Annotated in this window: 24 protein-coding genes; 13 read left to right on the top strand and 11 right to left on the bottom strand. The window is 60.9% G+C overall.

Features of this window, described 5'->3' with window-relative positions:
• The first annotated feature begins 189 nt into the window (after positions 1 to 189).
• From ACYZUC_RS05360 to ACYZUC_RS05335, 6 genes are all read left to right on the top strand, one after another.
• On the top strand, positions 190 to 1,854 hold the full coding sequence (locus tag ACYZUC_RS05360; RefSeq protein ID WP_461994110.1) for an AMP-binding protein: 1,665 nt from the start codon (positions 190 to 192) through the stop codon (positions 1,852 to 1,854).
• A 16-nt stretch (positions 1,855 to 1,870) separates the two neighbouring features.
• Complete coding sequence (locus ACYZUC_RS05355) at positions 1,871 to 2,632, top strand: SDR family NAD(P)-dependent oxidoreductase (RefSeq protein WP_461996821.1); 762 nt, start codon at positions 1,871 to 1,873, stop codon at positions 2,630 to 2,632.
• Between the two features lie 12 nt (positions 2,633 to 2,644).
• Positions 2,645 to 3,838, top strand: a complete 1,194-nt coding sequence (locus ACYZUC_RS05350) for an acetyl-CoA C-acyltransferase (protein ID WP_008038365.1) — start codon at positions 2,645 to 2,647, stop codon at positions 3,836 to 3,838.
• 102 nt (positions 3,839 to 3,940) lie between these two features.
• Positions 3,941 to 5,068, top strand: coding sequence for an acyl-CoA dehydrogenase (locus tag ACYZUC_RS05345; RefSeq protein ID WP_008026517.1), 1,128 nt, complete (start codon positions 3,941 to 3,943; stop codon positions 5,066 to 5,068).
• A gap of 13 nt (positions 5,069 to 5,081) precedes the next feature.
• Positions 5,082 to 5,855 carry an enoyl-CoA hydratase gene (locus ACYZUC_RS05340; protein ID WP_461994107.1) on the top strand — a complete coding sequence of 258 codons (774 nt, stop codon included), beginning with the start codon at positions 5,082 to 5,084 and terminating at the stop codon, positions 5,853 to 5,855.
• Positions 5,856 to 6,126: 271 nt separating this feature from the next.
• Positions 6,127 to 6,396, top strand: a complete 270-nt coding sequence (locus ACYZUC_RS05335; RefSeq protein WP_008038369.1) for a hypothetical protein — start codon at positions 6,127 to 6,129, stop codon at positions 6,394 to 6,396.
• Positions 6,397 to 6,516: 120 nt separating this feature from the next.
• Here the strand turns inward: ACYZUC_RS05335 and ACYZUC_RS05330 are convergent, their stop codons facing one another.
• Positions 6,517 to 7,668, bottom strand: a complete 1,152-nt coding sequence (locus ACYZUC_RS05330) for an acyl-CoA dehydrogenase family protein (RefSeq protein WP_461994105.1) — start codon at positions 7,666 to 7,668, stop codon at positions 6,517 to 6,519.
• A 3-nt stretch (positions 7,669 to 7,671) separates the two neighbouring features.
• Positions 7,672 to 8,778 (bottom strand): enoyl-CoA hydratase/isomerase family protein, encoded by a 1,107-nt coding sequence (locus ACYZUC_RS05325; RefSeq protein WP_461994103.1) that lies wholly within the window; start codon positions 8,776 to 8,778, stop codon positions 7,672 to 7,674.
• 448 nt (positions 8,779 to 9,226) lie between these two features.
• On the opposite strand from ACYZUC_RS05325, the gene ACYZUC_RS05320 reads away from it, so the two are divergent.
• The 7 genes from ACYZUC_RS05320 (at position 9,227) to astA (ending at position 15,037) form a co-directional block, all read left to right on the top strand.
• Positions 9,227 to 10,006 carry a transporter substrate-binding domain-containing protein gene (locus tag ACYZUC_RS05320; RefSeq protein ID WP_461994101.1) on the top strand — a complete coding sequence of 260 codons (780 nt, stop codon included), beginning with the start codon at positions 9,227 to 9,229 and terminating at the stop codon, positions 10,004 to 10,006.
• Between the two features lie 75 nt (positions 10,007 to 10,081).
• Positions 10,082 to 10,807, top strand: a complete 726-nt coding sequence (locus ACYZUC_RS05315) for an ABC transporter permease (RefSeq protein WP_008026506.1) — start codon at positions 10,082 to 10,084, stop codon at positions 10,805 to 10,807.
• Positions 10,804 to 11,514 carry an ABC transporter permease gene (locus ACYZUC_RS05310; RefSeq protein WP_008026504.1) on the top strand — a complete coding sequence of 237 codons (711 nt, stop codon included), beginning with the start codon at positions 10,804 to 10,806 and terminating at the stop codon, positions 11,512 to 11,514. Before ACYZUC_RS05315 ends, ACYZUC_RS05310 begins: the two co-directional genes overlap by 4 nt.
• Before the next feature lie 51 nt (positions 11,515 to 11,565).
• Positions 11,566 to 12,327: an ABC transporter ATP-binding protein gene (locus ACYZUC_RS05305; protein WP_253403408.1), complete on the top strand. Its 762-nt coding sequence runs from the start codon at positions 11,566 to 11,568 to the stop codon at positions 12,325 to 12,327.
• Between the two features lie 12 nt (positions 12,328 to 12,339).
• Positions 12,340 to 12,819: an Lrp/AsnC family transcriptional regulator gene (locus ACYZUC_RS05300; protein WP_461994098.1), complete on the top strand. Its 480-nt coding sequence runs from the start codon at positions 12,340 to 12,342 to the stop codon at positions 12,817 to 12,819.
• A 248-nt stretch (positions 12,820 to 13,067) separates the two neighbouring features.
• Positions 13,068 to 14,006: a citrulline utilization hydrolase CtlX gene (gene ctlX / locus ACYZUC_RS05295; RefSeq protein WP_461994096.1), complete on the top strand. Its 939-nt coding sequence runs from the start codon at positions 13,068 to 13,070 to the stop codon at positions 14,004 to 14,006.
• Positions 14,003 to 15,037 carry an arginine N-succinyltransferase gene (gene astA / locus ACYZUC_RS05290; protein ID WP_461994094.1) on the top strand — a complete coding sequence of 345 codons (1,035 nt, stop codon included), beginning with the start codon at positions 14,003 to 14,005 and terminating at the stop codon, positions 15,035 to 15,037. Before ctlX ends, astA begins: the two co-directional genes overlap by 4 nt.
• A 117-nt stretch (positions 15,038 to 15,154) precedes the next feature.
• On the opposite strand, the gene ACYZUC_RS05285 is transcribed toward astA, so the two are convergent.
• The 9 genes from ACYZUC_RS05285 to argH all read right to left on the bottom strand — a co-directional run bounded on the left by ACYZUC_RS05285 (position 15,155) and on the right by argH (position 24,644).
• The gene (locus ACYZUC_RS05285; protein ID WP_461994092.1) at positions 15,155 to 15,862 is read right to left on the bottom strand and encodes an HPP family protein; all 708 of its coding nucleotides are present in this window, start codon (positions 15,860 to 15,862) and stop codon (positions 15,155 to 15,157) included.
• A 159-nt stretch (positions 15,863 to 16,021) separates the two neighbouring features.
• Complete coding sequence (locus ACYZUC_RS05280) at positions 16,022 to 17,200, bottom strand: MFS transporter (protein ID WP_461994090.1); 1,179 nt, start codon at positions 17,198 to 17,200, stop codon at positions 16,022 to 16,024.
• A 150-nt stretch (positions 17,201 to 17,350) separates the two neighbouring features.
• Entirely contained in the window at positions 17,351 to 18,700 is a 1,350-nt protein-coding gene (locus ACYZUC_RS05275) for an MmgE/PrpD family protein (RefSeq protein WP_461994088.1), read from the bottom strand.
• Positions 18,697 to 19,584 (bottom strand): polysaccharide deacetylase family protein, encoded by an 888-nt coding sequence (locus tag ACYZUC_RS05270; protein WP_461994086.1) that lies wholly within the window; start codon positions 19,582 to 19,584, stop codon positions 18,697 to 18,699. Before ACYZUC_RS05270 ends, ACYZUC_RS05275 begins: the two co-directional genes overlap by 4 nt.
• Positions 19,577 to 20,425: a polysaccharide deacetylase family protein gene (locus tag ACYZUC_RS05265; protein ID WP_192227227.1), complete on the bottom strand. Its 849-nt coding sequence runs from the start codon at positions 20,423 to 20,425 to the stop codon at positions 19,577 to 19,579. Before ACYZUC_RS05265 ends, ACYZUC_RS05270 begins: the two co-directional genes overlap by 8 nt.
• A 141-nt stretch (positions 20,426 to 20,566) precedes the next feature.
• Positions 20,567 to 21,391 (bottom strand): ABC transporter substrate-binding protein, encoded by an 825-nt coding sequence (locus ACYZUC_RS05260; RefSeq protein WP_461994084.1) that lies wholly within the window; start codon positions 21,389 to 21,391, stop codon positions 20,567 to 20,569.
• A gap of 38 nt (positions 21,392 to 21,429) precedes the next feature.
• On the bottom strand, positions 21,430 to 22,194 hold the full coding sequence (locus ACYZUC_RS05255; protein ID WP_461994082.1) for an amino acid ABC transporter ATP-binding protein: 765 nt from the start codon (positions 22,192 to 22,194) through the stop codon (positions 21,430 to 21,432).
• 10 nt (positions 22,195 to 22,204) lie between these two features.
• Positions 22,205 to 23,083, bottom strand: a complete 879-nt coding sequence (locus tag ACYZUC_RS05250; protein WP_461994080.1) for an amino acid ABC transporter permease — start codon at positions 23,081 to 23,083, stop codon at positions 22,205 to 22,207.
• 133 nt (positions 23,084 to 23,216) lie between these two features.
• Positions 23,217 to 24,644 carry an argininosuccinate lyase gene (gene argH, locus ACYZUC_RS05245; RefSeq protein ID WP_461994078.1) on the bottom strand — a complete coding sequence of 476 codons (1,428 nt, stop codon included), beginning with the start codon at positions 24,642 to 24,644 and terminating at the stop codon, positions 23,217 to 23,219.
• Positions 24,645 to 24,878 lie beyond the last annotated feature (234 nt).

The following is a 24,878-nucleotide window of genomic DNA, read 5'->3' as shown; positions in this document are numbered from 1 at the left end:
GCGATCCCCTGTAGGAGCGAGGCTTGCCCGCGAAGGCGTCAAACCAGGCGCCACATCTGTTGGATCTTGGCCAAACCAGTCAGACAACTTGATAGCTTTGACCATTGCCCCACCCCCCGCGCAGAGCGAGTATTTCCTTGTTGGTTACGGTTCCCCCAAACCTAATAAAAATACCGAGGGATTCTGGCAATGCGCGATTACTTGTCTGCCACGTCACAGTTCAATTATCAGCACACCGTCGATGCCGTACTCGCGGGTAACCTGACGGCCCTCAATGCCTGTGTCGAGTGTTGCGACCGGCATGCGTTGCCAGGTCGCATCGCGCTGTTCTGGGAAGGTCGCGACGGTTCCAGCGCGACGTACACCTTCAGCGACTTGCAGGACAAGGCTGCACGTTTCGCCAATTTCCTGCTGGCGCAGGGCGTGAAAAAAGGCGACAAGGTCGCCGGCCTGCTGCCGCGCAATATCGAATTGTTGATCACCGTGTTCGCCACCTGGCGCATCGGCGCGGTGTATCAGCCGCTGTTCACCGCGTTCGGCCCCAAGGCCATCGAGCATCGTTTGAGCAGCTCCGGCGCCAAAGTGGTGGTGACCGACGCGGTCAATCGCTCGAAACTCGCTGAAGTCGCCGACTGCCCGACCATCGTCACCGTCGGTGGTGCAAAAGGCCAGGGCATCGTCCGTGGCGATTTCAGTTTCTGGGCCGAGCTGGCCAACTATTCCGCTGATTGCGAACCGGTGTTGCTCACCGGCGAAGACCCGTTCCTGCTGATGTTCACCTCCGGCACCACCGGCCCGTCGAAAGCGCTGTCGGTGCCGCTCAAGGCCATCGTCGCCTTCCAGAGCTACACCCGCGACGCCGTGGACCTTCGCCCTGAAGATGCGTTCTGGAACGTCGCCGATCCGGGCTGGGCCTATGGCATCTATTTCGGCGTCACCGGGCCGATGGCGATGGGGCATCCGATCACCTTTTACGATGGCCCGTTCACCCTCGAAAGCACCTGCCGGGTGATCAACAAGTACGGGATCACCAACCTCACTGGCTCACCGACTGCCTATCGTCTGTTGATCGCCGGTGGCGATGAGTTTGCACGCTCAATCAAAGGCAAGCTGCGCATCGTCAGCAGCGCCGGCGAGCCGTTGAATCCGGAAGTGATCCGCTGGTTCGCCGACAACCTCGGCGTAGTCATTCATGACCATTACGGCCAGACCGAATTGGGCATGGTCCTGTGCAACCACCACGGCATCGAGCATCCGATCCACATGGGCGCCGCCGGTTTTGCTTCGCCGGGCCATCGCATCGTGGTGCTGGACGACGAGTACAAAGAGCTGGGTGTCGGCCAACCCGGCATCCTCGCCATCGACCGGACTCAGTCGCCAATGTGCTGGTTCAACGGCTACGAAGGCGCACCGACCAAAGCCTTCGTCGGCAACTATTACCTGAGCGGCGACACCGTCGAGTGGAACCCGGACGGCAGCATCAGCTTCGTCGGCCGCAGTGACGACGTGATCACCACCTCCGGCTATCGCGTCGGCCCGTTCGACGTCGAAAGTGCGTTGATCGAACACCCGGCCGTCGTCGAAGCCGCCGTGGTCGGCAAACCCGATCCGGAGCGCACCGAACTGGTCAAAGCGTTCGTCGTGCTCAGCGCGCAATACCGCGCCGCGCCGGAGTTGGCCGAAGAGTTGCGTCAACACGTGCGCAAACGTCTGGCCGCGCACTCGTACCCCCGTGAAATCGAATTTGTCAGCGAGTTGCCGAAAACCCCAAGCGGCAAATTGCAGCGCTTTATCTTGCGCAACCAGGAAATCACCAAGGCTCAAGAGGCCGCGGCGAAGAACGTTTCAGCTTGAATCCAAGGAAACAATGATGCAGATCGAAAACAAGGTTTTTCTCGTCACCGGCGGTGCCTCCGGGCTCGGTGCGGCCACCGCTGAAATGCTGGTCGCGGCCGGCGCCAAAGTGATGCTGGTGGACATGAACGCCGAGGCGGTCGCGGCCCAGGCTGAACGTCTCGGCGCGCAAAGCGTCGTTGCGGACATCAGCAACGAAGCAGCGGCGGAAGCGGCGGTGCAGGCCACGGTCAAAGCCTTCGGTGGCCTGAACGGTCTGGTCAACTGCGCCGGCATCGTGCGTGGCGAGAAAATCCTCGGCAAAAACGGTCCGCATGCACTGGCCAGTTTCAGCCAGGTGATCAACGTCAACCTGATCGGCAGCTTCAACATGCTGCGTCTGGCATCGGCGGCCATCGCTGAAACCGAGCCGGACGCCGATGGCGAGCGCGGAGTGATCATCAACACCGCTTCCGCCGCAGCCTATGACGGCCAGATCGGCCAGGCGGCTTATGCGGCATCGAAAGGCGCGATTGTCAGCCTGACTTTGCCGGCGGCTCGTGAACTGGCGCGCTTCGGTATCCGTGTGATGACCATCGCTCCGGGCATTTTCGAGACGCCGATGATGGCCGGCATGACCCCGGAAGTCCGCGATTCCCTTGCCGCTGGCGTGCCGTTTCCACCACGTTTGGGCAAACCGACCGAGTACGCGCAGCTGGTCAGGCATATCATTGAAAACAGCATGCTCAATGGCGAGGTGATCCGTCTCGACGGTGCCTTGCGCATGGCCGCCAAGTAAGGAGGATTTGTCATGACCCTTTCTCACGATCCAATCGTTATCGTCAGCGCCGTCCGTACCCCGATGGGCGGTTTCCAGGGCGAACTGAAAAGCCTGACTGCACCGCAATTGGGTGCCGCCGCGATTCGCGCCGCTGTTGAACGCGCCGGTGTTGCGCCGGACGCGGTTGAAGAAGTGCTGTTCGGCTGCGTGCTGCCCGCCGGCCTCGGCCAGGCCCCGGCGCGTCAGGCTGCACTGGGCGCTGGGCTGGATAAATCGACCCGCTGCACCACCCTGAACAAGATGTGCGGTTCCGGTATGGAAGCAGCCATTCTGGCTCATGACATGCTGCTCGCCGGCAGCGCCGATGTTGTCGTCGCCGGCGGCATGGAAAGCATGTCCAACGCGCCGTACCTGCTGGACCGCGCCCGCAGCGGTTATCGCATGGGCCATGGCCGTGTGCTCGATTCCATGTTCCTCGACGGCCTGGAAGACGCCTACGACAAGGGCCGTCTGATGGGCACGTTCGCCGAAGATTGCGCTGAAACCAACGGCTTCAGCCGCGAAGCGCAGGATGCGTTTGCCATCGCTTCGACCACCCGCGCGCAGCAGGCGATCAAGGACGGCAGCTTCAAGGACGAGATCGTGCCGCTGACCGTGACCGTCGGCAAAGAGCAAGTCGTCATCAGCAATGACGAGCAGCCACCAAAAGCCAAACTGGACAAGATTGCCTCGCTGAAACCGGCGTTCCGCGAAGGCGGCACGGTGACGGCGGCGAACTCTAGTTCGATTTCCGACGGTGCGGCGGCGCTGGTGCTGATGCGTCGTTCCGAAGCGGACAAGCGCGGCCTGAAACCGCTGGCGGTGATCCATGGTCACGCGGCATTCGCCGACACGCCGGGCCTGTTCCCGGTGGCACCGATTGGCGCGATCAAGCGGCTGATGAAGAAAACCGGCTGGTCGCTGAATGACGTGGACCTGGTGGAAGTCAACGAAGCCTTCGCCGTGGTCGGCATGGCAGCGATGACCCATCTGGAAATCCCCCACGAGAAACTCAACGTGCACGGCGGCGCGTGCGCCTTGGGCCACCCGATCGGTGCGTCCGGCGCGCGGATCCTCGTGACCCTGCTCTCGGCCCTGCGCCAGAAAGGCCTGAAACGCGGCGTTGCGGCGATCTGCATCGGCGGCGGCGAAGCCACGGCGATGGCCGTGGAATGCCTGTACTGATCTGACTCTGTAGGAGCCAGCTTGCTGGCGATGGCGATTTCAAGTACGCCATCGCCGGCAAGCCGGCTCCTACAGAGGCGATTACATTTTTAAGGATTTGCCATGATTCCCAATGACGAACAACTGCAGATCAGCGAAGCGGCCCGGCAGTTTGCCCAGGAACGGCTGAAACCGTTCGCCGCCGAATGGGACCGTGAGCACCGTTTCCCCAAGGAAGCCATCGGCGAGATGGCTGAACTGGGCTTCTTCGGCATGCTGGTGCCCGAACAGTGGGGCGGGTGCGACACCGGTTACCTGGCCTACGCCATGGCCCTGGAAGAAATCGCTGCCGGCGACGGCGCCTGCTCGACCATCATGAGCGTGCACAACTCGGTCGGCTGCGTGCCGATTCTCAACTACGGCAACGACGACCAGAAAGAACGCTTTCTCAAACCGTTGGCCAGCGGTGCGATGCTCGGCGCTTTCGCCCTGACCGAACCGCAGGCCGGCTCCGACGCCAGCGGCCTGAAAACCCGTGCGCGCCTGGAAGGCGATCATTACGTCCTGAACGGTTGCAAACAGTTCATCACCTCCGGGCAAAACGCCGGCGTGGTGATCGTGTTTGCGGTAACGGACCCGAGCGCCGGCAAACGCGGGATCACCGCACTGATCGTGCCCACCGATTCACCGGGCTACAAAGTCGCCCGCGTCGAAGACAAACTCGGCCAGCATGCGTCCGACACCTGCCAGATTCTGTTCGAAGACGTCAAAGTGCCGGTGGCCAACCGCTTGGGCGAGGAGGGCGAAGGCTATCGAATTGCCCTGGCCAACCTTGAAGGCGGCCGCGTCGGCATCGCTTCGCAATCGGTGGGCATGGCCCGTGCCGCGTTTGAAGCGGCGCGAGATTACGCCCGTGAGCGCGAGAGTTTCGGCAAACCGATCATCGAGCATCAAGCAGTCGCGTTCCGCCTGGCGGACATGGCGACCCAGATCGCCGTCGCCCGGCAAATGGTGCATTACGCCGCCGCGCTGCGTGACAGCGGTAAACCGGCGTTGGTCGAAGCGTCCATGGCCAAGCTGTTTGCCTCGGAAATGGCCGAAAAGGTCTGCTCCGCTGCATTGCAAACCCTCGGCGGTTACGGTTACCTGAACGACTTCCCGCTGGAGCGGATCTACCGCGACGTGCGGGTGTGCCAGATTTACGAAGGCACCAGCGATATTCAGCGCATGGTCATTTCGCGCAGTCTTTAAGAAGGAGTCCATTGTGAATTACGAAACGATTTTGCTGGAAATCCATGGCCGTGTCGGCCTGATCACCCTGAACCGTCCGCAGGCGCTGAATGCGTTGAACGCGCAGATCGTCAGCGAACTGAACCATGCCCTCGATGGCCTGGAAGCTGATTCGAACATCGGTTGCATCGTGCTGACCGGCTCGAAAAAAGCCTTCGCCGCCGGTGCCGACATCAAGGAAATGGCCGAGCTGACCTACCCGCAGATCTACCTCGACGATCTGTTCAGCGACAGCGACCGCGTGGCCAACCGCCGCAAGCCGATCATCGCTGCTGTGAACGGTTTTGCCCTGGGCGGTGGTTGTGAACTGGCGTTGATGTGCGACTTCATCCTGGCCGGCGATAACGCCCGGTTCGGCCAACCGGAAATCAACCTCGGCGTATTGCCGGGCATGGGCGGCACCCAGCGCCTGACTCGCGCAGTCGGTAAAGCCAAGGCGATGGAAATGTGCCTGAGCGGTCGCCTGATCGATGCGGTTGAAGCAGAGCGTTGCGGGATCGTCGCGCGGATCGTTCCGGCGGATGAATTGCTGGAGGAAGCGCTGAAAGTCGCCGCTCTGATCGCCAAGAAGTCGCTGCCGATTGCGATGATGGTCAAGGAAAGCGTCAACCGCGCCTTCGAAGTGAGCCTGTCGGAAGGCGTTCGCTTTGAGCGTAGGGTGTTCCATGCGGCGTTTGCGACGCAGGATCAGAAGGAAGGGATGGCGGCGTTTATTGCCAAGCGTGAAGCGGAGTTCGTCGGTAAGTGATGTAGCGCTCTCACGGACGCCTTCGCGGGCAAGCCTCGCTCCTACAGGGGAATGCATATCCCTGTAGGAGCGAGCGGTGCGGCGATCCGACTTGCCCGCGAAGCTTTTTCAGCGCCCATGAAATGCATTGAAAGAATTCAGCGAAGCAGGGCCATTACTCCGCCCGTATCCGATCCCATGTACCTCGACTATGGTGAATTTGCCCGGACGCTAACCGAGGCTTCAGGACGAAGCCGTCGTTTCAGGCTCAATCACTTTATTCGAGGTTTACATGAGCATTTGTCATTTTGTGCACGCCCAGTGCGGTACGCCGGTATCGCACGTTCCCCAAGGTTATGTTCTGGCCAACGAGCCCATGAAAGACGACATTGTCTATTGGCCGCAAAACCCCAACACAGCCTTGCTGGTGACCCGACGAACCGTTGTGATCGAGGAAGACGGCACGACATCGGTGTTTTTTGCGGTGCAGGAAATGCCGTCCAGCGAACCCGATTTGAGCGTGGCAATTCAGACCGTACGCGCCACAACGTCGGTGGTTTAAACCATTGACGCCTTCGCGGGCAAGCCGGATCGCCGCACCGCTCGCTCCTACAGGGATACGCATATCCCTGTAGGAGCGAGCGGTGCGGCGATCCGACTTGCCCGCGAAGCTTTTCAAGGTTCACACCAGATAATTTTTCAACTCTCGGGCAATCACCATCCGCTGAATCTCGCTCGACCCTTCATAAATCTGCGTGATCCGCGCATCCCGGTAATAACGCTCCACCGGGTAATCCTCCAGATACCCGTACCCGCCATGAATCTGCATCGCTGACGAGCAGACCTTTTCAGCCATTTCCGAGGCAAACAGCTTGGCTTGCGAAGCCTCCGACAGACACGGCTTGCCCGCACTGCGCAACCGCGCGGCATGCAGGATCATCAACCGTGCAGCGTTGAGTTGCATGTGCATGTCGGCCAGCATATTGGCGATGCTTTGGTGCTCGATGATCGGCTTGGCGAACTGCACGCGATCACGGGAGTAGGCCAATGCCGCTTCGAATGCGGCTCGAGCGATACCCAAGGCCTGCGCGGCGATGCCGATGCGTCCGCCTTCGAGGTTGGAGAGGGCGATGGCCAGGCCTTTACCGCGTTCACCCAACAGATTGGCTTCGGCAATGGTGCAGTTGCTCAGGGTGACTGCGCAGGTATCGGACGCGCGAATGCCCATCTTGTGTTCGGTGCGATCAACGATGAAACCGGCGGTATCGGTCGGCACCAGAAATGCCGAGATGCCGCGCTTGCCCAGATCCGGATCGGTCACGGCAAACACAATCGCCAGTTTCGCCCGTTTACCGTTGCTGACGAATTGCTTGGCGCCGTTGATCACCCACTGGCCGTCGCGCAGTTCGGCGCGGGTGCGCAGGTTATGCGCCTCGGAACCGGCTTGCGGCTCGGTCAGGCAGAAGCAGCCGATGGCCTTGCCGCTGGCCAGATCCGGCAACCAGGTCTGTTTCTGTTCGTCGGTGCCGTAGTTCATGACCGGCCCGCAACCCACGGAATTGTGGATGCTCATCAGCGCGCCCGTAGCGCCGTCGCCAGCGGAAATCTCTTCCACCGCCAGGGCGTAGGCGACGTAATCGACATAAGTGCCACCCCATTCCTCGGGCACCACCATGCCCAGCAGACCCAGTTCGCCCATCTTCGCCACCAGACCGTCGTCGATCCAGCCGGCCTTTTCCCAGGCTTGCGCGTGGGGCGCGATTTCGCCACGGGCAAAGTCCCGGGCCATGTCGCGGATCATGACTTGCTCTTCGCTCAATTCGATATCGTGCATGGCTCAGCTCCCGCTCCGGTCAAACCCTGTGAAAAAACTCGCGACGTGCCCGGCGTCCAGCGCCTGCAAGGTCGGCGGGTTCCAGCGCGGGGTCTTGTCTTTGTCGATCAGCAAGGCGCGCACGCCTTCGATCAGGTCGCCGCGCTCGAACCACTGACGGTCCAGGTGCAGCTCCAGGGCAAAACAGTCTTCCAGACTCAGGTGCCGACCGCGCCGCAGCATTTCCAGGGTCACGCCCATGGCCAGCGGTGAACGGCTTTGCAGCAGGTCGGCGGTGGTGGTCGCCCATTCATGGCTGTCGGCAACCGTGACGTTGCGCAGTTGTTCAACAATACCCGGCACATCGGGCAGGGCGAAGAAGTGATCGATGGCCGGACGCAGCGCTTCCAATGGCGCGTCCGGCAGTTGCTGCACGGCGAGTTGGGCCAGCAGGCCTTGCAGGTCCTTGAGCGGCGTGTCGTGCCATACCATCTGATCGAGTTTTTCGTCCAGCGTGGTCAGTTTGCTGCTGTCCAGATACCAGTCGGCCAGGCCGCAATAGAGCGCATCCGCCGCACGGATCTGCACGCCGCTGACGCCCAGGTAGATCCCCAGTTCACCGGGGATGCGCGGCAGGAAGTAGCTGCCACCGACGTCCGGGAAATAACCGATGGCCACTTCCGGCATCGCCAGGCGGCTTTTCTCGGTGACCACGCGCAGATCGGCGCCTTGCACCAGGCCCATGCCGCCGCCGAGGACGAAGCCGTCCATCAGGGCGAGAACCGGTTTGCGGTAATGGTGAATCGCGAGGTCGAGGGCGTATTCCTCGACGAAGAACTCTTCGTGCAGGGTGTCGCCGTTTTTGAAGCTGTCATACAGCGAGCGGATGTCGCCGCCGGCACAAAAGGCTTTTTCGCCGGCACCGCGCAAGACCACCGCGTGAATGTTCGAATCCTGCGCCCAGGCGTCGAGCTGACGCTGCAGATTGCGCACCATGTCGAGGGTAATGGCGTTGAGGCCGGCGGGGCGGTTGAGGGTCAGGTGACCGATATGGTTGCGAACCTCGGCCAGCACGTCGTTTTGCGTGGCATCCATGGACGAAGTCCGCGGAGAAGAAACCTGAGCAGTCATCACTAACTCCCTGCTTTTATTGTTCTTTATAGAGAAGCTCGCGCGCGAGCGATGCTGGATCGTAACAGTGCAAATTTGCCTAGTACAACCCGGATATGTGCAGGTCTCGTGTGCATTTTTGTAATAGCGCTGAAGGATTTCCCTCTCAAGACCACCGCGGGCCGCGCTCACGACCGAATCGGCTGTGAAAACAGTCTTATCAGCGCAATCGGGGCGTCTGGAGCGGCCCTTACGACACCTGCAACAGGTTATCTGTTGGCATTCTGGCCGTGGTTTTGAAGCCGTCTGTGCCGAGGGTTTCAGGCTGGAGGCTGCAACGTGCGGCCCCTCGAACAAAACAATAAGAACGCTGTTGCGGCTCGCGCCGCACCGACTCTCTGTTCCTGCCCATAAAGGCGGTCCGGTTCGCCAGGCCGCGATAACTCCAAACAAATCGGGACTCAAGAAGATGAATATCAAATGGCTGACTTTGCCGACACTCGCGCTGCTGTGCTGCACCACCGGCGCCCATGCCAAGGAATGGAAGGAACTGCGATTCGGCGTCAACCCAAGCTACCCGCCTTTTGAGTCCACCACCGCCGATGGCGGCGTGCAGGGCTTTGGCGTGGACCTGGGCAACGCGATCTGTGCCGAACTGAAACTGACCTGCGTGTGGGTCAGCAATGATTTCGACGGGCTGATTCCAGCTCTCAAGGCCGGCAAGTTCGATGCCATCGAATCGTCGATGACCGTGACCGAGCCGCGCAAAAAGCAGATCGACTTCACCGACCGTCTGTACGCCGGGCCGACCGCCATCGTCACCCGCAAGGACTCCGGGCTGCTGCCCACCGCCGAGTCGCTGCGGGGCAAGACCATCGGTTACATGCAGGGCACGATTCAGGAAACCTACGCCAAGGCCAAACTGGGGCCGGGCGGCGTGAAGCTGCGCGCTTATCAGAATCAGGATCAGGTGTACGCCGACCTGGTTTATGGCCGTCTCGATGCGTCGATCCAGGACAAGCTGCAAGCGCAGATGAGCTTCCTCACATCCCCACAAGGGGCTGACTTCCAGAACAGCGAAGGCATCAGCGACCCGTTGGTACCGGCGGAAATCGCCATCGGCGTGCGCAAGGACAACGAAGAACTCAAAGGCATGCTCAATGCCGCCATCAAGGCCCTGCACGACAAGGGCATCTACGCACAGATCCAGCAGAAGCATTTCGGCGATCTGGACCTCTACAACAACTGATCCTCGCGCCCCAAGACACTGTGCCGTGAACCGGCACAGTGTTTCATCGTGGGCGCCTCAAGACAGGTGACTGGCGTGAATTCCTTCCTGAATCTGATCGGGCTCGATGTTTCGGCCCTGCAAGGCTATGGCCCATTGTTGCTGCACGGCACCTGGGTCACGCTGAAACTGTCGGCGCTCTCGCTGTTGGTGAGCATGGCGCTGGGGTTGCTCGGCGCGGCGGCAAAGCTGTCGCCGCTGAAGCTGTTGAACCTGCCGGCAACTTTCTACACCACGTTGATTCGCGGCGTACCGGACCTGGTGCTGATGCTGCTGATTTTCTACAGCCTGCAAGGCTGGCTGAGCAGCCTGACCGAAGCGATGGGCTGGCCGTACATGGAAATCGACCCGTTCGTGGCCGGGATTATCACCCTCGGGTTTATCTATGGCGCGTATTTCACCGAGACCTTTCGCGGCGCGATCCTCAGCGTGCCGCGTGGACAGCAGGAAGCCGCGGCGTGTTTCGGTTTGAACCGCTGGCAGCGGTTTCGCTTTGTGGTGTTTCCGCAAATGATGCGCTTTGCCTTGCCGAGCCTGGGCAACAACTGGCTGGTGTTGCTCAAGGCCACGGCGCTGGTGTCGATCATCGGCCTGTCGGACCTGGTCAAGGTCGCGCAGGAGGCCGGTAAAAGCACCTTCAACATGCTCGATTTCCTGCTGATGGCGGGGGCGCTTTATCTGCTGATTACCAGCGCGTCGAACTACGCCTTGCGTGTGTTGGAGCGACGTTACAACCAGGGCGTACGGGGGATGGCGAGATGATCGAGTTGATTGCCGAATACTGGAAACCCTTTCTGTTCAGCGACGGCGAGACCCTCACTGGCCTGGCGATGACCCTGTGGTTGCTGGTGGCGAGCATCGCGATGGGCTTTGTCCTGTCGTTGCCGTTGGCGATCCTGCGCACCTCGCGCTGGGGCTTGCTGCGCTGGCCGGTTCAGCTGTTTACCTACGTGTTTCGCGGTACGCCGCTGTATATCCAGCTGCTGATTTGCTACAGCGGGATCTACGGCATCGCCGTGGTGCGCTCGCAGCCGCTGCTCGAAGCGTTCTTTCGTGACGCGATGAATTGCACGCTGCTCGCGTTCACCCTCAACACTTGCGCCTATACCGTGGAAATTTTCGCCGGGGCGATCCGCAGCATTCCCTACGGTGAAATCGAGGCAGCCCACGCTTATGGCTTGAGCGGCTGGCGCCTGTACCTGCGACTGATCCTGCCCTCGGCGTTGCGCCGGGCGCTGCCGTATTACAGCAACGAAGTGATTCTGATGCTGCACGCGACATCGGTGGCGTTCACCGCAACCATTCCGGACATTCTCAAAGTCGCCCGCGACGCCAACGCCGCGACCTTCATGACCTTTCAGGCGTTCGGCATTGCCGGCCTGCTGTACCTCGCGTTGTCGTTTGGCCTGGTCGGCGCATTTCGCCTCGCGGAAAAGCGCTGGCTGAGCTTTCTCGGACCGACTCATTAATCCATTTATCCAGAGCAGCGCCGAATCGGCTGCTGCTGCAGGGGTGTCTGCATGTACAAACTCACGGTTGAAAATCTGTATAAACGTTTTGGTGACAATGAAGTGCTCAAGGGCGTCTCGTTGAATGCGCGGGCAGGGGACGTGGTGAGCATGATCGGTGCCAGCGGGTCGGGCAAAAGCACCATGCTGCGTTGCATCAATTTTCTGGAACGGGCAGACGAAGGCGCCATCGAACTCGACGGCGAACGGGTCATCACTCGCCCGGGCGCGGGTGGCATGCGCGTCGCCCATCCGGCACAGTTGCAGCGTTTGCGCACGCGCCTGGCGATGGTGTTCCAGCATTTCAACTTGTGGAGTCACCTGACCGTCCTGGAAAACATCGTATTGGCACCGTGTCGGGTGCTGGGCATCAGCCGCAAGGCGGCTGAAGAAAGTGCGCGGGCTTATCTGGACAAGGTCGGCTTGCCGCTGCGAGTCGCCGATCAATACCCGGCATTTCTGTCCGGCGGCCAGCAGCAACGGGTGGCGATTGCCCGGGCGCTGGCGGTGGAACCGGAAATTCTGCTGTTCGACGAGCCGACCTCGGCCCTTGATCCGGAATTGGTCGGCGAAGTGCTCAAGGTGATTCAGGCACTGGCGGAAGAAGGCCGGACCATGTTGATGGTGACCCACGAAATGGGCTTTGCCCGGCAGGTGTCGAGCCAGGTGTTGTTCTTGCATCAGGGGCGGGTCGAAGAGCAGGGTGATGCGACTATCCTCGACCGGCCAAACAGTGAACGTTTGCAGCAATTCCTATCGGGTCGTTTGAAGTGAGGCAAGACGTACATGGCGGACATCCGCGATCTGTCGATCGTGCTTGATCGTATCGATCAGGCAATCATTGAAGTGCTGCGCCATGAAGGGCGCATCACTTACCAAAAGCTTTCGGAGCGCGTGCACCTGACCCCCAGGCCATGCCTGGAGCGGGTGCGCAAGCTTGAACAGCTCGGGGTCATTCGCGGTTACGGGGCGATCCTCGATGAGAAAAAACTGACACCGGGGCTGTCTTTGCTGGTGTTGGTGGCGCTGTCGAACCAGAGCGGGCGGGCGGCGCAGAAAGCCTTCGAAGCCAAGGTCCGTGCTTGCCCGCAGGTGCTGGAATGTCGCTTGATCAGCGGTGCGTTCGACTACAGCCTGCGCATGCGTTGCCGTGACATGGAACATTACCGGGTGCTGACCGAATTCTGGTTCGACGACCCGGAGCTGCACATCGACAAACTGGTCAGCCACCCGGAACTGGCGATGGTCAAGACCACGATGGAGTAATAAACACCCCGGTTCCCCGTGGGAGCGAGCCTGCTCGCGATAGCGGTGTATCAGTCAATTCATTAGTGACTGATACACCGCTATCGCGAGCAGGCTCGCTCCCACAGTGGTTTTTGGTGTTTGCCGAATCGGCTGGAGGGGCCTGAATCTTCAGCCGTTTTCCTCACCACCAACCCCGTTATCAACCGGGTTTTCCCGCTCCCGAAACAGACAATGAGCCTCTCTCAACCCTCATTGAATCTGTGCCCATGCAAACCACCAATACCGTTTTGATGATTCGCCCGACACGTTTCTCTTTCAATCAGGACACGGCGGCGAACAACCGTTTTCAGCAGCCGGCCGCCGTGTCCGAAGACGTTCAGCTCAAGGCCCTGCAAGAATTCGATGGCTACGTTGCCGCACTGCGCGGGCAAGGCGTTGAAGTCCTTGTGCACAACGACATTGAAGCGCCGCACACGCCGGATTCGATTTTCCCCAACAACTGGTGGAGCAGCCACCCCGACGGCACGTTGGTGCTGTATCCGATGCAGGGCCACAACCGGCGCCTGGAGCGGGATAAAGGTGTGCTCGACTGGCTGCGCGACGAGTACCGGGTCGAGCAGTTGCTGGACCTTTCCAGCCTCGAACAGCAGGAAGTCTTCCTTGAAGGCACCGGCAGCATGGTGCTGGATCGTCAGCAGCGGATTTGCTACGCCGGCTATTCCACCCGCACCCACGCCCGGGCGCTGGATCAGGTGGTCAACCATCTGGGTTACGAGCTGTGCGCGTTCACGGCGGAAGACCGTCAGGGCGTCGCGATTTACCACACTAACGTGATGATGAGCGTCGGTACGCGGCTGGCCATTGCCTGCCTGGCATCGGTCACGAACCCGAGCGAACGCCGGGTCCTGCGCTCTCGGCTGGAAGACAGCGGCAAGCAAGTCATCGCGCTGAACTGGAGCCAGCTGGAATCCTTTGCCGGCAACATGCTGGAAGTTCAAGACAGTGCGGGCGACCCCGTGCTGGTGATGTCACGTACCGCCTGGCAAGCGTTGGACACCAGCCAGCGTCGATTGATTGAAGCCCACACCACGCCTCTGCCAGTGAACATCGACACCATCGAACGCATCGGCGGCGGCAGCGCCCGCTGCATGTTGGCCGAAGTCTTCCTGCCCAAACACCTGACCGCCAAGGAGCAAGTGCAATGATCGTCCGTCCCGCCACACCGGCTGACCTGCCGGCACTCCTGGCCCTGGCCCATAGCGCCGGGACCGGTTTGACCACCTTGCCTGCCGATGCGCCGCGTTTGCGCCAGCGTCTGGAATGGGCCGCGAAAACCTTTGCCGGCGACGCCGAGCGTGCCGATGCCGACTACTTGTTTGTGCTGGAGAACGACCAGCAAGAGGCGATCGGTATTTGTGCGCTGGCCGGTGCCGTCGGCCTGCGCGAGCCCTGGTACAACTATCGAATGGGTTTGTTTGTCGCAGCGTCAAAAAACCTCGGGATCAATCAACAACTGCCGACGTTGTTCCTGGGTAACGACATGACCGGGCAATCGGAGTTGTGCTCACTGTTCCTGCACGCCGATCATCGCAGCGGCCTGAACGGACGTTTGTTGTCGAAGGCGCGGTTCCTGTTTCTGGCAGAGTTCCGTCAGTACTTCGGCGACAAGGTTATTGCGGAAATGCGCGGCTACTCGGACGAAGCGGGCATTTCACCGTTCTGGGAAGGGCTGGGGCGGCACTTTTTCAAGATGGACTTTGCCGATGCCGATTACCTCACCGGCCTGGGCAACAAGACCTTCATCGCGGAACTGATGCCCAAGTTTCCGCTGCCGACCTGCCTGTTGCCGGAAGCGGCGCGTTCGGTGATTGGCCGCGTTCATCCCAACACCGAGCCGGCGCTGGGCATGCTGCAGGCGGAAGGATTCGAACACCGCGACTACATCGACATTTTCGACGGCGGGCCGCTGATTGAATGCGCCACCGCCGACATCCGTGCGGTGCGTGACAGTCAGGTGCTGCAATTGAGCATTGGCACCCCCGGAGAACAGGCGGCGACTTACCTGATTCACAACCGCCAGTTTGCCGATTGCCGGATTACCGCAGCACCGGCGCGGGTGGCGGCGGGCACGTTGATTGTCGATGCGCAAACGGCGAAAACGCTGGGGTTGAGTGCAGGTGCATCGGTGCGGGCGGTGAGTCTGGCGGTACCGGCCAAGCAATTGTCTGCGGCTTGAGTCGATCCTGTGGGAGCGAGACCGGCTTGCCGGCGAAAGCGGTGTGTCATTAACATCAATCTCGACTGACATGGCCACTTCGCGAGCAGGCTCGCTCCCACAAGGGACTGTGTTACGTCAGGTCCTGCCGCTGAGGACTTCAGCAATACTGCGCCGTTTGGCGTGCAACTCACTGGCCTGAATCAACTGCTCAAGGTCTTCCGGCGTGACGTCAAAGAAAGCTTCCATGTCCGCCAGCGCCCGTTTCAGATCCTGGGCCGTGATCGCCTGGCTGTCGATTGGCGGGTGATCGGCCGGCACCATCGCCACCGGTTCACTGGCGCGTCTTGGGTAACGAATGCGCGTCAGGTTGTTGTACGCCAGCGCGCTGAGCAACATCGTCGAGGCACCGAGCATTACCGGGCCGAGGGCTTTCCAGTCCAGCGCGATGGTCGCGGGGTCGGCCAATACCAACAGCAACGCCAAGGCACCGGCCGGCGGATGCAGGCAACGCAGCCAGCACATCAGGATCAGCGACATGCCCGCGGCCAGGCAAGCGCTGCCAAGCGTTCGCCCGAGCACGTGGGCGACCAACAATGCGACCACTCCTGCGCTCAAGTAGCCGCCGAGAATCGACCAGGGTTGCGCCAACGCGCCGGAGGACACCGCGAACAACAGCACTGCCGAGGCGCCCAGCGGACCGATCAGGTGCTGCGCCACTTCGATGCCGAAAACCTGTGAGCACAGCCAGACGCTGAACATCGTACCGAGGGCCATGCCGATGGCGGCGCGGCTCCATTCAGAAGGTCGAGTATTGATGGCGGCGGGGAACCAGCGAGCAAACATGAGGTGAACGGTCCGTTGCAAAAGTCGAGGCAAAAAAAAGGCTTAGCTGGGATACCCAGAAAGCCCTTGAAGTCGTTCCAACTATTGGGGGAGGAACGAGGCACAGTGTGCCGCTCATTCCGGACGGAGACAAATTCATATTAATGCAGTTTCAGTGCATTAATTTTGCTGTAAAGCCACCCGACGTCCGCTCATGAAACACAGGAAACCGCCCATGGCGGTCAGCGCGCTCAGGGCATAAAACATCGTCGGCGCCGGGGTGTGCATCAACAGGAAACCGCAAATCACCGGGCTCAGGGCACCGCCCAGGGCCGCCAGGTTTTGCGCGCCGTAGTAGCTGCCGCGCAGTTCTTCCGGGGCCAGGGTGTCGACGAACAGGAATTCGGCGGGGTAAATGATCATTTCGCCGAGGGTGAAGATGAACATGGCGATGCACCACGACACCAGGCTATCGGCCAGGCTGAAGCCGATCAGGCCGAGGATGAACAGGCTGGTGCCACCGGCAATCCAGTAGCGCAGTTGTTCACGCTTGAGGAAACGGCCGATCTGGTATTGCAGCAGGATCACGCTGATGGCGTTGCAAGCGAGCAGGGCGGCCATGGTTTCCAGGGCGCGTTTGGAATCGTGGGTCACCAGCAGGTATTGCGACAGGTACAGGGTGAAGCGCCCATGGACCACGGTGCTGAGCAGACAGCCGCAAGTGAACATGATCAGCGTGCGGTCGTTTTTCAGGGTGATCAGGGTTTTCAGAAAGCTTTGCGGCTGGCCGATCACGGGTGTCGGGCTCGAATCTTTCGGGATCCCGCTCATCAGGAAGATGCTGAAAAACGCAATGCCGCCGGCAATCAGGAACGGCGCTATCGGGTAGACACCGGCGATGACCACGCCGAGCATCGGCCCCGTGGCGTAACCGATGTTGGTCAAGGTGTAGCGCAGGGAAAAGGCCTTGGCGCGCTGGCCCATGGGCAGGTTTTCGCTGAGGATCGCCTTCGAACCGATCAGGAACAGCGCCGAAGCGGTTTCGGTGATCACCAGGGTCAGGGTGGTCAGGTAGAGGTTTTCGGCGAAGGTCAGCAGCACGAAACCGATGGCGCTGGAGAGCATGGCGAGGATCAGCAACCGGCGCTTTTCGAGGCGGTCGATGATGTAGCCGCCGTAGAGCGCGAGCAGGGTGGCGATGAACACCGCGATGCCCAGCAGCAAACCAACGTCCTGTTGGTTGAGGCCCAGTTTGTTGCTCAGGAACAACGTGAGCAACGGGCTGGTGATGGCGCGGCTGACGACGATGGTCAGCGAAACGATCATCAACCGGCGGATAACAAGCGAGTAAGTGGCCACGGTGGGGCAAATGTCCTTATTCAGATTCAGTAGTGTTCAGCGTGGGACCGTGTCGCGGCTATTCGCGAGCAGGCTCGCTCCCACAGGGTACGCATTTCAAATGTGGGAGCGAGCCTGCTCGCGAAGAGGCCCGCACAGGCAACGCAAAATTCAACTCAACCACCGATCCAGCGAACCAACCGATTCCAGCGTTTCCAACCGCCACAACTGCCCGATCAGTTCCTCTGCCTGCGACCTCGGCATCACCCGCACCGCCAGACTGAAAAACTTCTGTTCCAACGCTTCATCACTCAACGGATTACCCGGCGCACCCAGCGGCGGGTCGACGCACAGGCTGGCCTGCCGACCGTCCACCGTCCGCACGCTCACCACGGGCTCGCCATCCTCTGACAGTTGCGGGTCCACTTCAAGACGAATGCGCGACATCCACAGCGCAATCTGCGGATCACGCCGTTGCTCGTCGTCATACGCCTCCAGTCGGCAATGCCCATGAACCAAGCGTGCGGCGAGGGCATACGGCAAGCTCATCTGCGCCGCCGCGAGGCTGCTCACCTCCTGACCGCCGCACATGTCCTGCAGAAAGCCGCACAGCGAAACCTCAAGGTCTTCAACCTGATCGACATCCACCTGCAGTTGATCCAGCAACAACCCCAACGCGTCGATGGCCGAATGCGTGCCACGGCATGAGGCGTACGGCTTTATCGAACAGCGGGCGAGCTTCCACACAATCCCGAGATCGGCATCCAGCGCCTCAGGTTGTGCCGTCTCGCCAGCCAGGGTTTTCAGGAAACCGCCCCAGACATCATCGAACAGCTTCGACGGCCCGGTGATGCCTTGCTGCGCAAACCGTGCCGCCAGCAATCCACCTTCGGCGGCGCGCCCGCTGTGCAGTTTTTTACTCTGCGAGCCGTCGTGGATGAAGGCCCACAAGCCGCCGCTGAAACTGCCCGCGATACCGAGTGCCGAGAGCATTTGTCCGGCGTTCAAACCCAGGATCCGTGCACTTGCCGCTGCCGCGCCAAACACGCCGAAGGTCGCGGTGGAATGCCAGCCGGCGCCGTTGTGCGCCGAATAACCGCCACAGGCTTCAAGCACGCGGCGGCCGACTTCGTAACCGATGACCACCGCCGTGATGAACTCGCGACCACTGACTGGTCGTGCGGACATCGAAACAGCGGCCATGACCGCCGGCAGCACCACCGCGCCGGAATGGTCACAGCCACCGGTGTCGTCCAGTTCCAGCGCATGCGCGGCGACGCCATTGAGCATCGCAGCCTGAGCGGCGCCGACCCGCAGGTCCGCGCCCCAGACCAGCGTGCCGCCGGTTTCGCCCGCGAACACCAGACGCGCCTGTTTCGCCACATCGCTATCACCCCCGGCCAGCGTCGCACCAAAGGTGTCGAGAATGTGTCGTTTGGCTTGTCCAACCAGTGCCGGGGGCAAGTCTTCAAATCGTGTGTCGACGCAAAACTGCGCCAGTCGTTGCAAGCGCTCGGTCATAGGAGGTAGTCCCGATAATGCCGTTCGTACACTGACGCTGGGTGATCCTCGGTCACAGGCGTCGCGGAATCGGCCCACCACTGAGCGACTTCGGCTCCGGTGGCGATCCACACGTCGCTGTGTTGCTGAATGCCCTGCAGCAATTCGCGCAACACGCCGATCCGTCCCGGCGTGGCAATGATTTCCGGGTGCAAACGCAGCACGTAACACAGCCCGAAGCGGTGAAACCCGGCGAAGTCCATTTGCAGGTTGCCCAGGGTGTGGCTGTAAGAGGCGATCCGCGATTGCGCCGGCGGCACCGCCGGGCTCAGGTTGAAGGCGAAGTAGGGTTCGTCTTCCAGCTCGTAGTGCAAGGGCAGTTCGATCACCTGCGGCGCCGTGGGATGCGCGAACGGCAAGTCATCGCCGCGCCACGAGGATGACCAATGAATGCCTTGATCCCTCAGCGCCTCGATGAACCCCGGCGCGCCATTGCCGGCGGGGATGCGAAACCCCGTCGGGCGCTGGCCGGTCAATGCTTGCAGAGCCTCGCAGCCGGCGGCAATTTCAGCGCTCTGCTGCGCCAGATCGAGGGTGTCGTAGTTTTGATGGCGATACCCGGCGCAGGCAATTTCATGCCCATCGGCCTGAATCGCCTGAAGGTGTTCGGGGTTTTCTTCGGCGACGATGCCGGGGACAAACCAGCTGCTGCGAACCCCCAGTTCCTTGAACAGACCAAGCAAACGCTCGACACCGCGTTGGCTGCCATAGCGCCACACCGACAGTGTCTTGTCGCGCCCGGCGACTTCCGGCGCCTGGGTGAGAATCCCGTGAATGTCGTTGTAATCGACGGTCAGCACCACCGCGCAGCGATAGCCGTCGGGCCAGACGATGGAATCAGCCATGGTGATGCTCCTTCAGCCACCACTGGGCGACGTCGCGGCAAGTGGCAAACCACACGTCGTCGCGCTGACGCATGTGTTCGAAAAGTTTTTCCAGCAACAGGATGCGTCCCGGTTTTCCGGTGATCTTGGGGTGGAACAGGGTGGTCAGGCACAACCCTTCATTCATGGCGCCGTCGTACTCGCGGCACCAGTTGTCCAGAGTCAGCTCGTAGCTGGCCGTGCGGTCCAGTCCCGAAGGAAAGTCCGGCGCGCGGGTGTAGGCGAGGGAGGCGTAGTCGTCCATTTCCCAACGACCGGGGATTTCCACCAGTGGCGTGTCGAAGCCGGGGACGTTGACTAGATAAGGCCGGTCGTCGCCGCGCATGCTGCTGGAGTAGGTCACGCCGGCTTCCACCAGCATCGCCGGGGTCTCGGCGCGCCAGTCGCCGGACGGCGTGCGGAAACCTTCTGCGCGGATGTTCAGGTGTTTCCAGAACACCTCGCGGGATTTCTTCATCACGTCCTTTTGCTGGTCCAGCGTCAGGGCGTAAAAGGATTCGTGTTTGTAGCCGTGGTACGCCACTTCATGCCCGCGCTCGACAATCGCCTGGCACTGTTTCGGCCAGTTTTCCACGACCCAGGCCGGAACGAAAAACGTGGTCGGGATGCGGAATTCGTCGAGCAGGTCGAGAATCCGTGGCAGCGCCCGGTATGGGCCGTATCCACCAAAGCCGAAGTACTCGGGCTTGTGCCATATCGAGCCGTTGAGCATCGCATCGCCGGTGGGGCCGTCGAGGTCGAAGGCCAGGGCAAGGCAGGCCTTGTGCTGGTCGGGCCAGGTGGGTTGGGGTGAGGAGGACATCAGTGGTGCTCCGTACACAAATAGTGATAACGCAACTGAACTTGTAGGAGCCGGCTTGCCGGCGATGGCGGCGTGTCAGTCAACATTGATAGTGACTGATCCACCGCTATCGCCAGCAAGCTGGCTCCTACAGGGCAAGCATTACTTGCCGGCGTTGATGGTTGCCGTCTTGATTGCGCCGAGCTCCAGGTCCCATTTTTTCAGGATGGTCTGATAGCTGCCGTCATCGATCATGCTCTGCAAAGCAACCTTCACCGCTTCGCTCAGCTCAGGCTTTTTGTTGCTCAGGCCCATGCCGGAGAACTGCACGGAAATCGGCTGGCCGACCGTTTTGTACATGTCCTTTTCCTGAGTCTTCAGGTACGACAAGGTCTCGCTGCCTTGCATCGCGGCATCGATACGGCTCTGACGCAGTTGCGCACGGGCATCCGCCGAGCCTTCGGTGCCGATCACCACGATGGCCGGTTTGCCGGCAGCTTCGCAGTTGGCCTTGCTGTATTCAGCGATTTCCGCCGGGAACGTGGTACGGCGGCTGGTGCCGACTTTCTTGCCGCACAGGTCGATGATTTCGTTGAAGTCCTTGTTCTTCTGCAGGGTGTAGAACTGCGGACCGCTGGTGAAGTAGTCGACGAAGGTCACGCTGGCCTGACGCTCTTTGGTGTCGGTCATGCCCGACAGCACCATGTCGACGCGGTCGGTGGTCAGGGCGTTGATCATTTGCTCGAAGCCGGTTTCCTGCCATTTGATCTTCACGCCCAGACGTTCGGCCAGGGCGTTGCCCAGATCAACGTCCACACCGGTGAGGGTATTGGTGGCCGGGTCCTTGAAATCCATCGGCGGGTAGTTCGGCATGATCGCGACGACGATCTCGCCTTTTTCCTTGATGCTGGCCGGCAATTCGGCGGCGAAGCTGACGCTGGAAGCCATCAGGCCTGCGAGTACTGCGGGGATAACGAAGTTCTTCATGGTCGTTCTCTTATGTGTGTTGTTACGCCAGCCGGCGCTTAGGTTCGAACGGCAGAAATGAAGCTTTGGGTGCGCGGGTTTTGCGGACTTATTAGTATTTCTTCGGGGCTTCCTGCCTCCACGATCTGCCCGCCGTCCATGAACACCATGCGGTTGGATACTTCGCGAGCGAAGCCCAGTTCATGGGTGACGACGATCATGGTCATGCCGGATTGCGCGAGATCGCGCATCACCGACAGCACCTCACCGACCAGTTCCGGGTCGAGTGCCGAAGTGGGTTCATCGAACAGCATCAGCTTGGGCCGCATGGCCAATGCGCGAGCAATGGCGACACGTTGTTGCTGGCCACCCGAAAGCTCGATCGGGTAGCTGTTGCGCTTGTCGGCCAGGCCGACGCGGGCGAGCAGTTCCAAGGCTTCTTCGTGCGCCTCCTTGGGCGAACGCTTGAGCACCTGGCACGGCCCTTCGATGATGTTTTGCAGCACAGTCATGTGCGGAAACAGGTTGAAACGCTGGAACACCATGCCGGTGGCCAGGCGTTGACGGGCGATCTGTGACTCGTTGAGCTCGTGCAGTTTGTTGCCGACGATGCGGTAACCCACCAGCTCGCCGTCGACCCACAGGCCGCCCTTGTCGATCTTTTCCAGCTGGTTGACGCAACGCAGCAAGGTGCTTTTGCCGGAGCCGGACGGGCCGATGATGCACAGCACTTCGCCTTGCTCGACTTCGATGTTGATGTCCTTGAGGGCGTGGAACTGGTCGTAGTATTTGTTCAGGCTCACGGCCTTGACGATGCTTCTCATGTTCGACTCCTCAAGAACGCTTGCCGGCGCCGCGAGCGAAACGACGCTCCAGACGGCTTTGACCAAAGGACAGCACGGTGACCGTGGCCAGGTACCAGATACCCGCGACGATCAGCAGCTCCATCACCCGGGCGTTGGCGTAGTAGATGTTCTGAGCGTTGTAGAGCAGCTCCGAGTACTGGATGACGCTCGCCAGCGAGGTCATCTTCACCATGCCGATAAACTCGTTGCCGACCGGTGGAATGATGATCCGCATGGCCTGCGGCAAGATGATCCGGCGCAGCGCTTGCAGGCGTGGCATGCCGATCGACTTGGCGGCTTCGTACTGCCCGGTGTCCACCGACAGCAGACCGGCGCGCACCACTTCGGCGGTGTAGGCGCCCTGGTTGATGCTCAGGCCGAGGAGGGCGGCCACGAACGGCGTCATCAGGCTCACGGTGTCCATTTCGAACACGCCGGGGATGCCGATGGTGGGAAAAATCAGCGCCAGGTTGAACCACAACAGCAGTTGCAGGATCAGTGGCGTGCCACGGAACAGCCAGGTGTAGGTCACCGCCACGTAGCGCAGGATCGGGTTGGCCGACATGCGCATGATCGCCGTGATCACCCCGAACACAATGCCCAGCCCCATCGCCAGCACGGCCATGACGATGGTATTGAGCAAGCCCCACATAATCGCCTGGGACGTGAGGAACTGGCCGATATACGACCACTCGATCTTGCCTTCGGCGAAGGCCCGCACCAGGCCGATGATCGCGATGACGATCAGCGTGGCGAAAAAGATCCGCCCGTAATAGCGCCGTGGCACGTGATCGTACTGGGTGATATCGAACTGGTTTTCTGCCAGTTTGCGCTCCGCCTGGAGTCGTTCTGCCTGAGTCTGGCTCATGTTGTTTCTCCGAACACTGGTATTGCATTCCCTTTGTAGGAGCCGGCTTGCCGGCGATGGTGTGTCAGCTGAATTGATGTTGACTGACACTCCATCGCCAGCAAGCTGGCTCCTACAGGGGGGGCGTGCTGTTTTAGAGGCGGAAGCCCTGATAGTTCTCGGTCCATTCGTGTTGCGCGGCGAGGGCGGTCTTCAACCGGCCGATCTGTTCGCGCACCTGTTGCGGCGCAGTACCGCCCCAACCGCTACGGGCGGCGATGGCGGCTTCTAGCGTCAGGCTGTCGCGCACTTCCGGGGTCAGGCGCGGATCGATTTCGGCCAACAGTGCCGGCGAGGCTTCCCACAACTCGATGTCGTGTTTCTCACAGGCCTGAACCAGCGCGCCGGTGATTTCATGGGCTTCCTTGAACGGCACGCCGCGCACCGCCAGCCAGTCGGCCACTTCGGTCGCGAGGGTGAACCCGAGCGGTGCCTGACGGCGCAGCTCTTCAACGTTGACCTTCATGGTCGCGACCATCCCGGCCATGGCGGGTAGCACCAGCAGCAAGGTGTCGACGCTGTCGAGCACGCCGTTCTTGTCTTCGCTCAAGTCGCGGTTGTACGACAGCGGCAGGGATTTCAGGGTGGAGAGCAGGCCGGTTAGGTTACCGATCAGGCGACCCGCCTTGCCCCGGGCGAGCTCGGCGATGTCCGGGTTTTTCTTCTGCGGCATGATCGAGCTGCCGGTGGCGTAGGCATCGTCCAGTGCAACCCAGCGAAATTGCCGCGAGGACCACAGGCAGAATTCTTCCGCGAGGCGCGAAATGTTGATCCCTAGCATGCTGGCGATAAACAGGAACTCGGCGACGTGGTCGCGGCTGGCCACGGCGTCGATGGAGTTTTCGCAGACGCCGCTGTAACCCATTTCCTTGGCCGATTGTTGCGGCAGGCGCGCGATGGCGGAACCAGCCATGGCCGCCGCGCCGAGTGGCGACAGCGAGGTGCGGATGTCCCAGTCCACCAGCCGTTGCACGTCACGCAGCATCGATTGGGCGTGAGCGAGCAAGTGGTGAGCAAAGACGATTGGTTGCGCCTGTTGCAGGTGAGTGAAACCGGGGCAGATGCTTTCGATGTGTTGTTCGGCCTGGTCGACCAGCGCTTGTTGCAAGGCCAGCACTTCGACGGCCAGGGTGCGCACGTGGTCCCGCAGGAACAGACGCAGGTCGTTGGCGGTCTGGTCGTTGCGCGAACGGCCGGCGCGCAGCTTGCCGCCCAATGGGCCGAGGCGCTCGGTCAGCAGGCGTTCGATGAAGGTGTGGACGTCTTCGTCATCCAGCGTTGGCGCGATGTTGCCGGCTTTAAAATCAGCGCCGATACCTTCCAGCGCGCCCAGCATGGTGTGGGTTTCCTGCTCGCTCAACAGCCCGGCGCGTTGCAGTTCACGGGCATGGGCCTTGGAACCGGCGAGGTCGTACGGGGTCAGGCGAAAGTAGCGCTCGGGGCAACGGGACAGGGCCGCCAGGGCTTCGGATGGACCGCTTTTGAAGCGGGCACCCCAGAGACGGTCGGTGGTTTGAGACATTGTTGTTTTCCTCGTCGGTAAAGCGAACTGAAATTGATGCGTAGAGCCGGGAATACCCGCCGGAAATAATTCGGGCGTGGTTCGGCCTAAGCAGTTTTCAAGAGGGCAGTTGCAGCGTTGCGAGAGCTGATCGAAGTGTCAGCTTTTAGTAGTTCGAAATCAGTGAGTTGGCACTGAAGTACGGGGATTATTAGCGGTTGCCAAGCCTGGTTTTCTGTGTTCATTATTATTGGC

This window comes from Pseudomonas sp. GT1P32 (assembly GCF_054897805.1).
The sequence above is the reverse complement of the archived record's forward strand: the minus strand, read 5'-3'. Positions and strand labels throughout refer to the sequence as shown.

What these genes read in the sequence shown, in the direction of transcription:
- ACYZUC_RS05360 (WP_461994110.1), top strand. Translation starts at nt 190, where the DNA reads ATGCGCGATTACTTGTCTGCCACGTCACAGTTCAATTATCAGCACACC.
- ACYZUC_RS05355 (WP_461996821.1), top strand. Translation starts at nt 1,871, where the DNA reads ATGCAGATCGAAAACAAGGTTTTTCTCGTCACCGGCGGTGCCTCCGGG.
- ACYZUC_RS05350 (WP_008038365.1), top strand. Translation starts at nt 2,645, where the DNA reads ATGACCCTTTCTCACGATCCAATCGTTATCGTCAGCGCCGTCCGTACC.
- ACYZUC_RS05345 (WP_008026517.1), top strand. Translation starts at nt 3,941, where the DNA reads ATGATTCCCAATGACGAACAACTGCAGATCAGCGAAGCGGCCCGGCAG.
- ACYZUC_RS05335 (WP_008038369.1), top strand. Translation starts at nt 6,127, where the DNA reads ATGAGCATTTGTCATTTTGTGCACGCCCAGTGCGGTACGCCGGTATCG.
- ACYZUC_RS05330 (WP_461994105.1), bottom strand. Translation starts at nt 7,668, where the DNA reads ATGCACGATATCGAATTGAGCGAAGAGCAAGTCATGATCCGCGACATG.
- ACYZUC_RS05325 (WP_461994103.1), bottom strand. Translation starts at nt 8,778, where the DNA reads ATGACTGCTCAGGTTTCTTCTCCGCGGACTTCGTCCATGGATGCCACG.
- ACYZUC_RS05320 (WP_461994101.1), top strand. Translation starts at nt 9,227, where the DNA reads ATGAATATCAAATGGCTGACTTTGCCGACACTCGCGCTGCTGTGCTGC.
- ACYZUC_RS05310 (WP_008026504.1), top strand. Translation starts at nt 10,804, where the DNA reads ATGATCGAGTTGATTGCCGAATACTGGAAACCCTTTCTGTTCAGCGAC.
- ACYZUC_RS05305 (WP_253403408.1), top strand. Translation starts at nt 11,566, where the DNA reads ATGTACAAACTCACGGTTGAAAATCTGTATAAACGTTTTGGTGACAAT.
- ACYZUC_RS05300 (WP_461994098.1), top strand. Translation starts at nt 12,340, where the DNA reads ATGGCGGACATCCGCGATCTGTCGATCGTGCTTGATCGTATCGATCAG.
- ctlX (WP_461994096.1), top strand. Translation starts at nt 13,068, where the DNA reads ATGCAAACCACCAATACCGTTTTGATGATTCGCCCGACACGTTTCTCT.
- astA (WP_461994094.1), top strand. Translation starts at nt 14,003, where the DNA reads ATGATCGTCCGTCCCGCCACACCGGCTGACCTGCCGGCACTCCTGGCC.
- ACYZUC_RS05285 (WP_461994092.1), bottom strand. Translation starts at nt 15,862, where the DNA reads ATGTTTGCTCGCTGGTTCCCCGCCGCCATCAATACTCGACCTTCTGAA.
- ACYZUC_RS05275 (WP_461994088.1), bottom strand. Translation starts at nt 18,700, where the DNA reads ATGACCGAGCGCTTGCAACGACTGGCGCAGTTTTGCGTCGACACACGA.
- ACYZUC_RS05270 (WP_461994086.1), bottom strand. Translation starts at nt 19,584, where the DNA reads ATGGCTGATTCCATCGTCTGGCCCGACGGCTATCGCTGCGCGGTGGTG.
- ACYZUC_RS05265 (WP_192227227.1), bottom strand. Translation starts at nt 20,425, where the DNA reads ATGTCCTCCTCACCCCAACCCACCTGGCCCGACCAGCACAAGGCCTGC.
- ACYZUC_RS05260 (WP_461994084.1), bottom strand. Translation starts at nt 21,391, where the DNA reads ATGAAGAACTTCGTTATCCCCGCAGTACTCGCAGGCCTGATGGCTTCC.
- ACYZUC_RS05255 (WP_461994082.1), bottom strand. Translation starts at nt 22,194, where the DNA reads ATGAGAAGCATCGTCAAGGCCGTGAGCCTGAACAAATACTACGACCAG.
- ACYZUC_RS05250 (WP_461994080.1), bottom strand. Translation starts at nt 23,083, where the DNA reads ATGAGCCAGACTCAGGCAGAACGACTCCAGGCGGAGCGCAAACTGGCA.
- argH (WP_461994078.1), bottom strand. Translation starts at nt 24,644, where the DNA reads ATGTCTCAAACCACCGACCGTCTCTGGGGTGCCCGCTTCAAAAGCGGT.